This is a genomic window from Pseudomonas sp. (assembly GCF_030684895.1).
In the GTDB taxonomy this organism is placed as follows: Bacteria; Pseudomonadota; Gammaproteobacteria; order Pseudomonadales; family Pseudomonadaceae; genus Aquipseudomonas.
Window position 1 is genome coordinate 1 of the sequence record NZ_JAUXXP010000034.1, and the last position, 13,369, is coordinate 13,369.

General features: G+C 61.1%; 14 protein-coding genes and 1 pseudogene. 9 read left to right on the forward strand and 6 right to left on the reverse strand.

All coding sequences use genetic code 11. The features are described 5' to 3' along the window. Nucleotides 1-263: 263 nt before the first annotated feature. Nucleotides 264-452, forward strand: a complete 189-nt coding sequence (locus tag Q8M42_RS06545) for a hypothetical protein (protein ID WP_169852821.1) — start codon at nucleotides 264-266, stop codon at nucleotides 450-452. Nucleotides 453-680: 228 nt separating this feature from the next. Further along, nucleotides 681-2,906: an LTA synthase family protein gene (locus Q8M42_RS06550; RefSeq protein WP_304882641.1), complete on the forward strand. Its 2,226-nt coding sequence runs from the start codon at nucleotides 681-683 to the stop codon at nucleotides 2,904-2,906. Nucleotides 2,907-2,938: 32 nt separating this feature from the next. Here Q8M42_RS06550 and Q8M42_RS06555 read toward each other — a convergent pair whose 3' ends face one another. After that, complete coding sequence (locus Q8M42_RS06555) at nucleotides 2,939-3,718, reverse strand: ABC transporter substrate-binding protein (protein WP_304882643.1); 780 nt, start codon at nucleotides 3,716-3,718, stop codon at nucleotides 2,939-2,941. A 102-nt stretch (nucleotides 3,719-3,820) separates the two neighbouring features. On the opposite strand from Q8M42_RS06555, the gene Q8M42_RS06560 reads away from it, so the two are divergent. Further along, nucleotides 3,821-4,801 (forward strand): zinc-dependent alcohol dehydrogenase family protein, encoded by a 981-nt coding sequence (locus tag Q8M42_RS06560; RefSeq protein WP_304882645.1) that lies wholly within the window; start codon nucleotides 3,821-3,823, stop codon nucleotides 4,799-4,801. A 35-nt stretch (nucleotides 4,802-4,836) separates the two neighbouring features. On the opposite strand, the pseudogene Q8M42_RS06565 reads toward Q8M42_RS06560, so the two are convergent. Continuing rightward, a pseudogene (locus Q8M42_RS06565) lies at nucleotides 4,837-5,106 on the reverse strand (DUF1294 domain-containing protein); the annotation flags it as partial. Nucleotides 5,107-5,362: 256 nt separating this feature from the next. Beyond that, nucleotides 5,363-6,712, reverse strand: coding sequence for a DEAD/DEAH box helicase (locus tag Q8M42_RS06570; RefSeq protein ID WP_304882649.1), 1,350 nt, complete (start codon nucleotides 6,710-6,712; stop codon nucleotides 5,363-5,365). Between the two features lie 253 nt (nucleotides 6,713-6,965). Between Q8M42_RS06570 and Q8M42_RS06575 the strand changes: the two genes are divergently transcribed. From Q8M42_RS06575 to Q8M42_RS06585, 3 genes are all read left to right on the forward strand, one after another. After that, nucleotides 6,966-7,619, forward strand: a complete 654-nt coding sequence (locus Q8M42_RS06575; protein WP_304882651.1) for a 7-cyano-7-deazaguanine/7-aminomethyl-7-deazaguanine transporter — start codon at nucleotides 6,966-6,968, stop codon at nucleotides 7,617-7,619. 56 nt (nucleotides 7,620-7,675) lie between these two features. Beyond that, nucleotides 7,676-8,080: an anti-virulence regulator CigR family protein gene (locus tag Q8M42_RS06580; RefSeq protein WP_304882653.1), complete on the forward strand. Its 405-nt coding sequence runs from the start codon at nucleotides 7,676-7,678 to the stop codon at nucleotides 8,078-8,080. Between the two features lie 86 nt (nucleotides 8,081-8,166). Next, complete coding sequence (locus Q8M42_RS06585; RefSeq protein WP_304882655.1) at nucleotides 8,167-8,721, forward strand: dihydrofolate reductase family protein; 555 nt, start codon at nucleotides 8,167-8,169, stop codon at nucleotides 8,719-8,721. Here Q8M42_RS06585 and rarD read toward each other — a convergent pair. From rarD to Q8M42_RS06600, 3 genes are all read right to left on the reverse strand, one after another. Further along, nucleotides 8,716-9,612: an EamA family transporter RarD gene (rarD, locus tag Q8M42_RS06590; protein ID WP_305283800.1), complete on the reverse strand. Its 897-nt coding sequence runs from the start codon at nucleotides 9,610-9,612 to the stop codon at nucleotides 8,716-8,718. The genes Q8M42_RS06585 and rarD overlap by 6 nt on opposite strands. Nucleotides 9,613-9,811: 199 nt before the next feature. Beyond that, nucleotides 9,812-10,411, reverse strand: a complete 600-nt coding sequence (locus tag Q8M42_RS06595; RefSeq protein WP_305283782.1) for an FMN-dependent NADH-azoreductase — start codon at nucleotides 10,409-10,411, stop codon at nucleotides 9,812-9,814. 156 nt (nucleotides 10,412-10,567) lie between these two features. Next, nucleotides 10,568-10,882: a hypothetical protein gene (locus Q8M42_RS06600; protein WP_304882661.1), complete on the reverse strand. Its 315-nt coding sequence runs from the start codon at nucleotides 10,880-10,882 to the stop codon at nucleotides 10,568-10,570. 88 nt (nucleotides 10,883-10,970) lie between these two features. Between Q8M42_RS06600 and Q8M42_RS06605 the strand changes: the two genes are divergently transcribed. The 3 genes from Q8M42_RS06605 to Q8M42_RS06615 are packed head-to-tail and all read left to right on the forward strand — an operon-like array spanning nucleotide 10,971 to nucleotide 13,291. Then, nucleotides 10,971-11,897, forward strand: a complete 927-nt coding sequence (locus Q8M42_RS06605; protein ID WP_304882663.1) for a LysR family transcriptional regulator — start codon at nucleotides 10,971-10,973, stop codon at nucleotides 11,895-11,897. 15 nt (nucleotides 11,898-11,912) lie between these two features. Continuing rightward, complete coding sequence (locus Q8M42_RS06610) at nucleotides 11,913-12,725, forward strand: alpha/beta fold hydrolase (protein WP_304882665.1); 813 nt, start codon at nucleotides 11,913-11,915, stop codon at nucleotides 12,723-12,725. An 11-nt stretch (nucleotides 12,726-12,736) separates the two neighbouring features. Beyond that, nucleotides 12,737-13,291 (forward strand): peptidylprolyl isomerase, encoded by a 555-nt coding sequence (locus Q8M42_RS06615; protein ID WP_304882667.1) that lies wholly within the window; start codon nucleotides 12,737-12,739, stop codon nucleotides 13,289-13,291. Nucleotides 13,292-13,369: the final 78 nt, after the last annotated feature.

A 13,369-nucleotide genomic window follows, 5' to 3' on the forward strand; every position in this document is an offset into this window, starting at 1 on the left:
TCAGGAACAACTCCTTGCGGGTCTGCTTGCGCTTGCCGGCGTACTCGGCGTCGGCGAAGGTCATTTGCTTCATCGGAAAACTCGGCAGGTGGAATCCGGGTATTTTGCCAAAATCAGGAAGTCTTCTTCAGAGTTTCCCTAATTACCCGGACTATTTACAGAATAATCTTTCTGCATATCGCCACATCCGAGCTTTATTTACCAAGCAATTGTCAAGCATTTCGAGTATTATGCGCGGCCAAATTAATTTTTGAGATAGGTTAATGGCCGTCATGCGCGTAAAAGCATCCAACAGCAAACCCAAGCCGGCTCCAGCCGTGGAAACCAGCGCCTCGATCGACGCACAGATCGAAGCCTTCCTGAAATCCGGCGGGGAAATTCAGCAAATTGCCAAAGGCGTCAGCGGCCAGGTGTACGGCACCACCAAGCAGATCACCATCGGCAAAAAGTAGCGCTTTCTGGCCATGCAGCGCTTTGCTCGCAATGACAAGGCGCTGGCCAGTGCATAAGCCCTCGCTATCACCTGCGCCATTCCTCATCCCGACATCAGTTGTTTTACCCTTTTGCGCCCCGCCCTCTGGCGCTTAGCACAACCTTGTTTCAGAATCATGTCAGCCCGCATCTTGCGGCTGTTTCGGCATTGCCACTGCTGAACGATGGCAATCGCCCCAGGAGTACCCGTGCGCGTTACCTGCAATTGGCTGCGACAGCCTTCCAGCACCCTGCTTACCCTCGGTTTGCTATTACTCGCCCTGCCGTTGCTCAGCCGCTACACGCTGGGCTGGTCGCATGCCTATGGCTATCTGTCTGACCTGGCAATCGGCAGCTTGCTGGTGGTGCTCCTTTACCAACGCACCTGGCTGCTGAGCATTCCCCTGCTGCTGGTCTGGTGCATCTTTACCCTGAGCACCGCCGAGCTGGTCAATGCGGTGGGTCGCATGCCGGAGCCGGCCGACCTGCAATACCTGGGCGATGCGCAATTCGTCAGCCATTCGACCCAGGGCAGCGGCTTGAGCCAACCGCTATTGGCCTTGGCCATGGCCGTACTGGTGGCGCTTTACCTGGGTCTGCGCAGTTTACAAAGACCCCGCCGCGCGGCAGCGCTATCGCGCATCTGGCTGCTGCTACCGCTGACCCTGTTTGCCGTGCACACAGTCGGGCAACAACTCAAACCCAGCGAAGCTGCCCAATGGCTGCAATTCAACCTGCCGCACAAGCTGCTGGCGGAAAGTAGCAATAGCGGCCAACAACACCTGGCCGACTGGCTGGCGGGTGATGAACCGAGCAGCCCACCCGATATCAGCGGCTTGAACCAACTCGACCTGCATGGCACGCCGCTGCTCAAACAGGCCGGCAGCGCCCGCAACGTGCTGATCATCACCCTCGAAGGCGTCACCGGCGCTTATTTGCAAGCCAGTCGCCAAGCCATCGGCAGCAGCTATGAGCAGGACCCGATGCCACGTCTGAGCCAGTGGGCCGAGCGCGGCATGCTCACCACTGACTATGTGCTGCATGGCCATCAGACCATCCGCGGCCTCTACGCCATGCTCTGCGGTGACTACAACAAACTCGACTCCGGCACCCCGAAAGGCGTTGAGCTGCTCAACAACCCGGCGCGCAGCGAGCAATGCCTGCCTGCACAGCTGCGCGAACGCGGCCTTAGCACGCACTTTCTACAAGGTGCCGGGCTGCGCTTTATGGCCAAAGATCAGATCATGCCGCAGATGGGTTTCGACCAGACCCTGGGCCGCGACTGGTTCAAGAACAAGCCCTATATCGAATTCCCCTGGGGCATGGACGACAAGGCCTACTTCGAAGGCGCCCTGGGTTACGTGCAGCAGCTGCGCAAAAAGCGCCAACCCTGGATGCTGACCCTGCTGACCGTTGGCACTCACCAACCCTACTCCGCTCCGCAGGACTACCTCGACCGCCACCCCAATGCCAAGATGGCGGCGATTGCCTACCTGGACGATGCCGTCGCCGACTTCCTCAACGCACTGGAAAAACAGGGGGTGATGAAAGACACCCTGGTGATCGTCACCTCGGATGAATCCCACGGTGTGGAGAACGTACGCCTGGCCTCGGCCTGGGGCTTCAACCTGCTACTGGCCCCTGAACAGGCGCAGCTGCCGGCACTTAAGCAGGGCGTGTATGGCCATGTTGACCTGACAGCCTCAGTGCTCGACTACTTCGCCTTCCCGGTACCGGCCAATATTGCCGGGCGCTCATTGCTGCGCGACTACGCTACAGGCCGCGAGATCATCTCCTACACCAATGGCCTGCTGCGCCAGCATGACGGCCAGGGCACGCTGACCGAGTGCGACTTCCAGAATGTCTGCCGGCGCTACGCCAGCCCTGGTTTTATTGCCGACAGCGCACGCTACCTGGGCCGTTTTAGCGGCAAACCGGCGCGCCTGATCAGCCAGCAGGCGGCCTTGCTTGACCAATCCCTAAGCCACGGCGACCAGGCCGAGCAGCGCTACCAGTTTGCCAACCAGCGACCGGTGAAACTCAAACCCAGCGTCAGCGATGACTGGGCCGACAACCTGGTGGGCGCGCAATACCTGACCCTGGGCAAGGACACCCAGACCACAGTAACCCTGAAAATTCGCGCCCTGCGTATGGATAAAAACGGTGCCACGCTGCAGTTGAAAACCAAGGAATACGACCGCAACGTCGACCTGACGATCCCGCAACTGCCGCTGCTGACCCGTGACAAACCCGTCGAAGTCAGTTTTAGCTTCGACAACCTCACTGCACGCAAGGCGTTCTCCTTCCACCTGCTGGGTCAGGGCCAGGGCGCTATCGAGATTGTCGACTTCAGCGTCAGCAGCAAGCCGCTGGCGACCGAAGCGGAACTGCTGGCAACTCAGGAAAATCTCGACAAAGTTGCGCCCACGCCATAAGCAATTGAAGCACTGACGGCATCCAGACGCCGTCAGTGCATGGCGTAGCGGCGCTCGATGGTGGTGTATTCGCCACTTTCCCGAATCGCTGCCAAGCCCTGATTGAAGCGCTCGCAATGGGCCTGCTCGCGGCAACCCAGCTTGTAGTCGGTTGGCGGAAATATTGGATACAGGGTCAGCGGCTGGGTCACATCAACCTGGGTGTACACCTCGCGGTTGAAGTAGCGCAGGATGCGCATGTCCGTCACCACCACATCCACCCGGCCGCTGTAGAGCATGCGATTACGGGCAATCTGAAAGGCCTCCTCGCGGTAGCGCGGGTTGTTTTCAGCCATGGCCTGATACTCGCTGCCGAGCAGAAAACGCGCACGCTGGAAGGCATTCACCGAGTAGCCAACCAGGTCACTGATGCGCTGGATATCCAGGTTTCGCGAGCGCAAGGCCACCGCAACGTTCTGGTAGCGGATATAGGCATCCGAATAGAAAATCGAACCTCCGCTGCGCTCATTGGTGGTGGCAATAGCGTCGATCTGGCCCTTGCTCAGCATCAGGTTCAAGCGCTCCATCGGCGCGTAATGCGCCACCGGCTCCAGCCCGCCGCGTTGCGCAGCAGTCATCACGATATCGTACTCAAGGCCGCGGGCTTCGTTCTCGAAGATATACGGCGGTTTGTGCGTGCCAAAGCCTACGCGCAAGGCTTGCGCCGACACGTTCAGGCTGCACGACAACAAACAACAGACCCACAACCACTTCATGGTGATACCCGAGTTGAACCAGCGCCCAGCATAGCCGGCTATGGCCTGACTCTGCATTGTTCTATCACTGACATCGATTAATCCGAATTAGTCGCCCAAGGCACATACAGGGCTAGACTCGACCCACCTGAGTCAGTCGCTGCCCACTGGAGAACCTTTATGCTTAAAGCCGAATACCAACAACGCGGCCCGCAACCTCACGAAGTAATTGCCGCTGTGGCACTGCAACTGCCAGAGCCTGGCGCCGGCCAGGTACGCATCAAGGTGCTGGCTGCGCCGATCAACCCATCCGACGTGCTGACCCTCACCGGTGAATACGGCATGCTGCCGCCGCTGCCAGCCATTGGCGGCAACGAAGGCGTTGGCCGGGTAGAAGCGCTAGGCGCCGAGGTCGGCAACCTGAAGGTTGGCCAGATGGTGCTGTTGCCGGTGGGTTGCGGCACTTGGGTCAGCCATTTGAACGCACCGGCCAATAAACTTATTCCCCTGCCCGAAGCCGACCCGCAGCAGCTGGCGATGCTCACGGTCAACCCACCGACTGCATCCTTGATGCTCAGCCAGTTCGTCGACCTCAAGCCCGGCGACTGGGTTATCCAGAACGCTGCCAACTCCGGCGTCGGCAGCTACCTGATCCAGCTGGCCAAGCTGCGCGGCTTCAAAACCATCAACGTGGTACGCCGTGAGTCGGCAGTGGCCGGCGTTGAGGCCGAAGGCGGTGACGTGGTGCTGGTCGATGGCCCGGACCTGGCCAAGCGCGTACGCGCAGCCTCTGGCGGCGCAGGTGTGCGCCTGGGCATCGATGCCGTGGGCGGCGAGTCCACCGATCACCTGGCTGCCAGCCTGTGCGAAGGCGGCGTGCTGGTTAACTACGGGATGATGAGCCGCCAGCCGTGTCAGGTATCGCCAGCGTCCTTCGTGTTTCGCGATGTCAGCCTGCGCGGCTTCTGGTTGGCCAAGTGGTTCCAGAACGCCAGCCAGGCCGAGCAGATGAAGGTATTTGGCGAACTGGTGCAACTGATCGCCAGCGGCAAACTGCATACCCGAGTGGCTGCAACCTATGACGTCAGCGAGATCAAGCAGGCCGTGGCAGCAGCCGCCAGCGGCGAGCGCGATGGCAAGATTTTGATCGTACCGAAGTAAGGATCAAGCAGCAGACGGCGGATAGCCCGCCGTCTTCAGCCGCCTGCTGGCGTATTGATCAACCAGAGCACCAGCCCTGCTAGGGACAGGTGCAGTAGGACGATCAACCAGAACAGCAGCTGATAGCTCAGCTTGCGGTTCTTGTGGCGAATCAGCCGCTGCGCCAGCAACCCGCCGGGCCAGCCGCCCAATAACTCATACAGATGCAGGCGCGCCTCGGGTGTGCGCTGCTGGCCTTTGATGGCGAATTGTTTGTCGCGGTAGTAGGCGATAAAACAGATCAGGCTCATCAGCCCGTAAACCAGCGCGAGCACAGACAGCACATCAACCCCGACCAGCAGCGGCTGAACCCGTTCGTGCCAGAGCTGCGCGACACCCTGCAGCAGCGGCGGGTAGCTGGCGTAGTCGCTGACACTCAAGGCCAGGTTGCTATGCGCGATGCTGCAGGGCTGATCGGTGTAGAGCACCACACCGTCAGGCTGCATGCATTTGTGTACCGCGCCCTGCGCCTGCGTAGCCACAGCCAGCGCGGCGAACAGACCCAGACGCCAAACCATTGGCTTACTCGGCGGCTGGAGCGCGGCGTTTCAGCGGCGCCAGGCCGTCCTGGCTGACCAGCACCGGCGCATCGGGTTTCGGCCGGTTGATGGTGTTGCGCTTCGGCGCCTTGGCTGCCGGCTTTTTCGTGGCGAGCTTCTTGCCGGTTTTCGGGTCGATCTTTTTCTTCTTCGGGCCGACTGCTTTGCCGGACGCCTTGAGGTTTTTCGGGCCCTGATAGATGCCCTTGAGGTCCTTGATATTGCGGCGCTCGAAACGCTGCTTGAGGTAGCGTTCAATGCTCGACATCAGCGCCCAGTCGTTATGGCAGATCAGCGAAATCGCCAGACCTTCAGCGCCGGCACGGCCAGTGCGGCCGATACGGTGTACGTATTCGTCGCCGGAGCGCGGCATATCGAAGTTGATCACCAGGTCCAGACCGTCAACATCCAGGCCACGGGCGGCGACATCGGTGGCCACCAGAATCTTCACCGCGCCCTGCTTGAGGCGGTCGATGGCCAGCTTGCGATCTTTCTGGTCCTTCTCGCCGTGCAATACAAAAGTCTTGAAGTCGTGGGCAACCAACTTGCCGTACAGGCGGTCGGCTTGAACCCGGGTATTGGTGAAGATGATCGCCTTGTCGTAGGTCTCGTTCTTCAGCAACCACTCAACCAGGCGCTCTTTGTGGTGGTTGTGGTCAGCGGTGATGATCTGCTGACGGGTACCTTCATTGAGCTGGCTGACGCGGTTGAGCTGCAGGTGCTCAGGCTCTTTCAGCACCTTGCCAACCACTTCGCGCAGCACTGCGCCGCCACTGGTGGCGGAGAACAGCAGGGTCTGGCGGTCGGCGTTGCACAGCTCGGACAAACGCTGCACGTCCTCGGCAAAGCCCATGTCGAGCATGCGGTCGGCTTCATCGAGCACCAGCACTTCGACTTCATCAAGCAGCAGATTGCCAGCGTTGGCATGTTCGATCAGCCGGCCTGGCGTGCCGATCAGGATGTCGACTTTGCGCAGCATGGCGGCCTGTACCTTGAAGTCTTCACCACCGGTGATCAACCCGCCCTTGAGGAAGGTGAACTGAGCGAAGCGCTCGACTTCCTTGAGGGTCTGCTGTGCCAGCTCGCGGGTCGGCAGCAGGATCATCGCGCGTACGCTCATGCGTGGCTGGGAAGCGCCATCGCCGAGCAGACGATTGAGCATTGGCAGCACAAAAGCTGCGGTCTTACCGCTGCCGGTTTGCGCAGTAACCCGCAGGTCTTTTCCTTGCAGCGCCAGCGGAATGGCCGCCAACTGCACCGGGGTGGGCTCGACAAATTTAAGCTCGGCCACGGCTTTGAGCAGGCGTTCATGCAGGGCGAATTGGGAAAACACGGGTATACCTCGACAAAAAATCAGCAATACAGCGGCATAGATTACCGGTTCTGCCGGCTAAAAGCCCGAACGGCCTGGCCAACGGCGTCTGTAGCCCAGTGCGCAGACTGCCAGCAGGAGGCTAAAACGGCGCAGATCGACGCCTCCCGTCAGGCCACTACGCAAGCGCCGCGTCGCGCCGGTAGAATGCGCGCCGCCGTTCAATCCCGGATGGCATGGGTTCCCTAACCCCATTCAGCAAAAAGGTTCCGTCATGCTGCTTACCTCCCCCCAGCGCCTACGCAATGCGCTTGCTGCACTGGTGCTGTTCCACATCCTGATCATCATCGCCAGCAACTACCTGGTGCAGCTGCCGATCACCCTGTTCGGCTGGCACACCACCTGGGGCGCGTTCAGCTTCCCGTTTATTTTCCTGGCCACCGACCTGACCGTGCGCCTGCTCGGCAAACGCACGGCGCGCCTGGTAATCGCCCGAGTGATGCTGCCGGCGCTGCTGATTTCCTACATCGTCTCGGTATTGTTCCAGGAAGCCAGCTTCCGCGGCTTCGGCGCACTGCTGGAGTTCAACGAGTTCGTTCTGCGCATCTCCATCGCCAGCTTCCTCGCCTATGTGCTGGGGCAGATCCTTGACATCCAGGTGTTCGACCGCCTGCGCCGGTTGTCGCTGTGGTGGGTCGCACCCACCGTGTCGACCATCTTCGGCAACCTGCTGGATACCTACGCGTTCTTCTCGGTGGCCTTCTGGAACAGCAGCAACCCGTTTATGGCGGAGCACTGGGTGGAAATCGCCACGATTGACTACGGGGTCAAACTGGTCGTCAGCCTGCTGCTGTTCGTGCCGCTCTACGGCATGCTGCTCAATGCCATACTCCGCGTCATGACCACCACCACGGCGAAAACGGCCTGAGGAACCATAGCGTCAGGCCGACCTCCAACGTTTATACCCCGCTACGAAGTTCTGCCATGTCCCGTTCGCTACCCCTGTTATTCGCCGGCCTTGGCCTGGCGCTAACACTCGCCAACGCCGAAGCCGCGCCCAAACATGACAAAGCCCACAAACATGGCGATGACAGCGATGTGCGCGTCGACATACGTGGCCCGAGCATCGACATTGGCCAGGTGCGCATCATCCTTGGCGACAACCGCGCGCTGATCGGCCCAGCCCAGTCTCTGCCGCCGGGTATTCGCAAGAACCTGGCGCGTGGCAAGCCGCTGCCGCCGGGCATTGCCAAGCGCTTCGACAATCGCCTGCTCGGCCAACTGCCGCGCTACGAAGGCTACGAATGGCAGCAAGTGGGCACCGACGTGGTGCTCGTCACCCTGGCTACGGGACTGATCTACGAGATTTTGCAGAACGTGCTGGACTGAAGACCGTCAGGAAACTTTGTCCCCTATTGCCACTCCACTGATCAGGGACCTCAACCGAGCCCTGCGTTTGTGACTGGGGACTCGCCATGAAACCCACCCTGATCTACTACGTAGCCGCCAGTCTGGACGGCTATATCGCTCGCCCGGATGGCCGGGTCGATTGGCTGGAAGCCATCCAGACCTCTGGCGACGACCACGGTTACCACGCTTTTTATGACGGCATCGACGCCCTGCTGATGGGCCGCATGACCTTCGATGCACTGATGGACTGCCAGGGGCCCTGGCCCTACCCCAACAAACCCTGTCGGGTGCTGACCCGCTATCGGCACGAGCACGTGCCACCGGGCGTAAGCATGCGCCACTGCACGCCGAGTGAAGCCCTGATGGAGCTGGCCGAGCAAGGCCATCAACGTATCTGGCTGGTCGGTGGTGGCTCGCTGGCCGGCAACTGCTTCGCCGCCGGCCTGCTTGATGAACTGGTGGTCAGCCTGGAGCCCTATCTGCTGGGCGCCGGTATTCCGATGTTTTCCAGCGGTCTGGAACGCAGCCTGAGGCTGCACGAACAACGCAGCTTCAGCAGCGGCGTGGTGCAACTGCACTATCAGGTGCTGCCAGAAAACCCTGCGGATAGCGTTCTATAACCCTTGCCGCGCCTGCTTGATCAGCAGCCGCGCACTGTCCCAGCCGACCAGCAGCACCGCCAGCCAGATCGGCAGGTAGGTCAGCCATTGCGCGCTGTTGAACTGCTCGCCGAGAAACAGCAGCGCCACCAGAAACAGCAGCACCGGCTCGACATAACTGAGAATGCCGAACAGCCCCATCGGCAGGAGGCGACTGGCGGCCATCATCGCGGCAAACGCCAGGGAACTGAGGATCGCCAACCCCGGCAGCAGCCACCACAGCTGCGGCGCCTGGCTGAACAATTGTGGCGGGCTCCATTGCAGCACCAGCCAGATCGCCACCGGGGCCATAAACAGCATCTCGAAGGCAAAGCCGGACAAGGCGTCCAGGCGCATCCAGCGGCGCAGCATAAAATACGGCGGATACCCCAGCACCGTGACCATCACCACCCAGGAGAACGCCTGGGTCAGCCACAGCTCATGAGCCACGCCGAGCAACGCGCAGAACACCGCCAGGCGCTGCAACGGCCGCAGTCGCTCGCCATAGAACACCCGCCCGGCCAGCACCATGGCCAGCGGCAGCAGGAAATAGCCCAGCGACACTTCCAGCATGCGCCCGGCCAGCGGCGCCCAGACAAACAGCGCCCACTGAATACCCATCAGCAGCGCAGCCAGCGGCAAGCTGGCGAGCAGCAACGGCTCGCGCCGCACACGGCCGCAGGCAGCCAGCAGCACCGGCCATTGCCGCGACAGGGTAATCAGCAGCAACACTGCCGGCATCGACCAGAGCACCCGCTGGGCAAACACCTGCAAGCCATCCAGCGGTGCCAACAGCCGCACATAGCCGGGCACCAGCGCAAACAACACCGAAGCAATAATCGACAGCGCCACACCGCGCCCAGACAGCTGCATCACATCACCCTGCTCAATCAAACCCCGACATCTTGCCTGGCTTGTAGTTAAGACCACAGCCACAAAGCGACACAGCCAGGCACTTAAACAGCCGTACAGCGCAAAACCGCAGGACATAAAAAAGCCCGCACTGCATCAGCCGAGCGGGCAGAGACGTCCAGGAGCAGCGGACGCCAGGAGAGCAGGATGCAGCGGAAAATCAGATGGCCTGGGCCAGTTGCGCCTTGGCCTGGTTCAGGCCCTTTTCCATAAAGTCGCCGCCCAGGTTGAGGCCTTCGGCGTGGATAAAGCTGACATCGTGGATACCGACAAAGGCCAGCGCCTGACGCAGGTAGGGTTCCTGATGATCCTGGGTGCCGCCAGCGTAGATGCCGCCACGAGCAGTCAGAACAAAGGCGCGCTTGCCGCTGAGCAGGCCTTGCGGGCCGGTTTCGCTGTACTTGAAGGTGACCCCGGCGCGCAGCACATGGTCGAGCCAGGCTTTCAGGGTGCTGGGGATGGCGAAGTTGTACATCGGCGCAGCCAGCACCAGCACATCGGCGGCCAGCAGCTCGTCGGTGAGCAGGTTGGACAGCGCCAGCGCTGCCTGCTCGGCTTCACTCTGCTGCCCGGCCGGGGTCATCCAGCCGCCCAGCAGGTTGGCGTCCAGGTGCGGCACCTGATCAACCGCAAGGTCACGCACCTTGATCTGATCGGCCGGGTTGGCAGCCGACCAGTTGGCGATAAATTGCGCAGTCAGCTGACGCGAAACCGAACCTTGCTGACGGGCGCTGCTTTCAATTACCAGGACGTTTGCCATGTTGTGTGCTCCATCGAAGGGTTGTTGAACGTCGATGGGTAAAGAATAGGAGCGCACAATCCGATTAAAAAGCGCAAATACCTGCGCCAAACAATCTAATAATTTGATTTATAGCCAGCCCGCGCTTAGTCTCTGGGCTGTTGCGGCCACTACTGGCTAGCTGAGCTCGCAGGTCAGTTTGACCCGCAACTTGATAATGCTGCGGCTGAACTTCACCGCCAGGTTGCTGCTTTCACCGGCCGCCAGGCTGACCTTACGGGTGCGCGGCGCTTCCGGGCCGTTGCGAAACAGTGCCGTGCACTTGGCGTCGCTGCGGCCATAGTTGTACAGCTGCACGGCGCCCATGTTGTGGTCGATTTCCTGGGTGGTGGCCGAGACTTCAGCGCCATTGAGCTGTTTCTCCACCTCGATCGGGTAGGCCATCACAGTCAGCGGCAAGCAGGCAAGCAGCGCACAACAAAGCTTTTTCATCAGGGCAGTCTCCAGCAAAAGACGGCCAGTTTAGGTTGATTACGCTGGCATTGGCACCCTGGAACTTGAGCGAGCACAGGAACTGAATATGAAAGCCCCCCGCGTAACCCTCGATCAGTGGCGCACCCTGCAGGCGGTGGTCGATCATGGCGGCTTTGCCCAGGCGGCCGAGGTGCTGCACCGCTCGCAATCCTCGGTCAGCTATACCGTGGCACGTATGCAGGAGCAGCTGGGCGTGCCGCTGCTGCGTATCGACGGGCGCAAGGCGGTGCTCACCGAAGCGGGTGACGTGCTGCTGCGCCGCTCGCGGCAATTGGTCAAACAGGCCAGCCAGCTAGAAGACCTGGCTCACCATATGGAACAGGGCTGGGAAGCCGAAGTACGCCTGGTGGTCGATGCCGCCTACCCCAACGCCCGCCTGGTGCGCGCACTGACCGCGTTTATGCCGCAAAGCCGTGGTTGCCGCGTGCGCCTGCGCGAAGAAGTGCTGTCCGGGGTGGAAGAAGTGCTCAAGGACGGCATGGCTGACCTGGCCATCAGCGCGCTAAATATTCCCGGTTTTCTCGGCGCTGAAATGAGTACCGTGGAGTTTGTCGCCGTCGCCCACCCGGAACACCCGCTGCACCGCCTGCAGCGCGTCGTAACCTTCCAGGACCTGGAGGCCCAGATGCAGGTGGTAATCCGCGATTCCGGTCGCCAGCAACCGCGCGATGTTGGCTGGCTCGGCGCCGAACAACGCTGGACGGTTGGCAGCCTGGCCACCGCCGCCACCTTTGTCAGCAATGGCCTGGGCTTTGCCTGGTTGCCGCGCCACCTGATCGAGCGCGAGCTCAAGGACGGCCTGCTCAAGCCCCTGCTGCTGGATCAGGGCGGCAGCCGCAACCCACTGTTCTACCTGTACTCGAACAAGGACAAACCCCTGGGCCCGGCCACGCAGATTCTTGTCGAGCTGATCCAGCGCTTCGATGCCGTCCCTTTGCATGCAGCCTTTGCTGCGCCCCTGCCCTCGGCCTGATAAGGAGTCCAGCAGATGTCCTATTTCAATAATGACGACTGCCAGCTGCACTACGAAGAATACGGCCATGGCGCGCCCGTGCTGCTGGTCCACGGCCTCGGTTCGAGCACCCGCGACTGGGAATACCAGATTCCCGAGTTGGCTCGTCACTACCGGGTTATCGCCCTCGATGTGCGCGGCCATGGTCGCTCGGACAAGCCCCGCGAACGCTACAGCATCCAGGGTTTTGCCGAGGATGTAGCGGCGCTGATTGAGCACCTGCAACTGCCGCAGGTGCATCTGGTGGGCATCTCCATGGGCGGCATGATCGGTTTTCAACTGGGCGTCGATCGCCCCGAACTGCTGAAGAGCCTGTGCATCGTCAACAGCGGCCCGGAAGTGAAGGCGAAAAGCCCGCGCGACTATATCGAGATCGCCAAGCGCTGGAGCCTGTCGCGCCTGCTCAGCCTCGATACCATTGCCAAGGCCCTGGGCAAGCTGCTGTTCCCCAAACCAGAGCAGGCAGAGCTGCGGCAGAAAATCCTGGCGCGCTGGCCGCAGAACAACAAGCGTGCTTACCTGGCCAGCCTGGATGCGATTATCGGTTGGGGCGTGCGGGAACACCTGGCGCGGATCAGCTGTCCGACCCTGGTGGTCACGGCCGACCGCGACTACACCCCGGTGGCGCAGAAGCAGGCTTACGTTGACGAAATGCCTAATGCGCGCCTGCTGGTGATCGAAGATTCGCGTCACGCCACACCGCTGGACCAACCCGAACATTTCAACAGCAGCCTGCTCGCCTTCCTTGCCGAAGTCGAACAAGCCGCCCCCACTGCCCAGCCACAATAAGGACTACCCGCATGTTCAAGACCCTCACCCTCGCCGCCTGCTCCATCCTGTTTGCCGGCAGCCTGCTGGCCGCCGAAAACCCGAAAGTGCTGCTGACCACCAGCCTCGGTGAAATCGAGATCGAACTGGATGCCGACAAGGCGCCGATCAGTACCGCCAACTTCCTTGCCTACGTCGACAGCGGCTACTACGCCGGCACCCAGTTCCACCGCGTGATTCCAGGCTTTATGGTGCAAGGCGGCGGTTTTGATGCCGACATGCAGCAGAAAGACACCCAGGCACCGATCAAGAACGAAGCCGACAACGGCCTGCACAACGTGCGCGGCACCCTGGCCATGGCCCGTACCCAGGTACGCGACTCCGCCACCAGCCAGTTCTTTATCAACCACAAGGACAACGCCTTCCTCGACCACGGCTCGCGCGACTTCGGTTATGCGGTGTTCGGCAAGGTGGTAAAGGGCATGGACGTGGTCGACAAGATCGCTCAGGTGCCGACCGCCAACCGTGGCGGCCATCAGAACGTGCCGCGTGAGCCCGTGCTGATCACTGAAGCCAAGCGTCTCTGATAGCCCCCCGCGGAGTGGGCCTGCTCACTCCGCGCGTTAAAGCCCGTCTGCTTTTTCTGCGCAACACCCACCCTGGCA

Bases quoted from the DNA above. Each gene is read 5' to 3' on its own strand.
- Q8M42_RS06545 (WP_169852821.1), top strand. From the start codon at position 264: ATGGCCGTCATGCGCGTAAAAGCATCCAACAGCAAACCCAAGCCGGCT.
- Q8M42_RS06555 (WP_304882643.1), bottom strand. From the start codon at position 3,718: ATGCAGAGTCAGGCCATAGCCGGCTATGCTGGGCGCTGGTTCAACTCG.
- Q8M42_RS06560 (WP_304882645.1), top strand. From the start codon at position 3,821: ATGCTTAAAGCCGAATACCAACAACGCGGCCCGCAACCTCACGAAGTA.
- Q8M42_RS06575 (WP_304882651.1), top strand. From the start codon at position 6,966: ATGCTGCTTACCTCCCCCCAGCGCCTACGCAATGCGCTTGCTGCACTG.
- Q8M42_RS06580 (WP_304882653.1), top strand. From the start codon at position 7,676: ATGTCCCGTTCGCTACCCCTGTTATTCGCCGGCCTTGGCCTGGCGCTA.
- Q8M42_RS06585 (WP_304882655.1), top strand. From the start codon at position 8,167: ATGAAACCCACCCTGATCTACTACGTAGCCGCCAGTCTGGACGGCTAT.
- rarD (WP_305283800.1), bottom strand. From the start codon at position 9,612: ATGCAGCTGTCTGGGCGCGGTGTGGCGCTGTCGATTATTGCTTCGGTG.
- Q8M42_RS06595 (WP_305283782.1), bottom strand. From the start codon at position 10,411: ATGGCAAACGTCCTGGTAATTGAAAGCAGCGCCCGTCAGCAAGGTTCG.
- Q8M42_RS06600 (WP_304882661.1), bottom strand. From the start codon at position 10,882: ATGAAAAAGCTTTGTTGTGCGCTGCTTGCCTGCTTGCCGCTGACTGTG.
- Q8M42_RS06605 (WP_304882663.1), top strand. From the start codon at position 10,971: ATGAAAGCCCCCCGCGTAACCCTCGATCAGTGGCGCACCCTGCAGGCG.
- Q8M42_RS06610 (WP_304882665.1), top strand. From the start codon at position 11,913: ATGTCCTATTTCAATAATGACGACTGCCAGCTGCACTACGAAGAATAC.
- Q8M42_RS06615 (WP_304882667.1), top strand. From the start codon at position 12,737: ATGTTCAAGACCCTCACCCTCGCCGCCTGCTCCATCCTGTTTGCCGGC.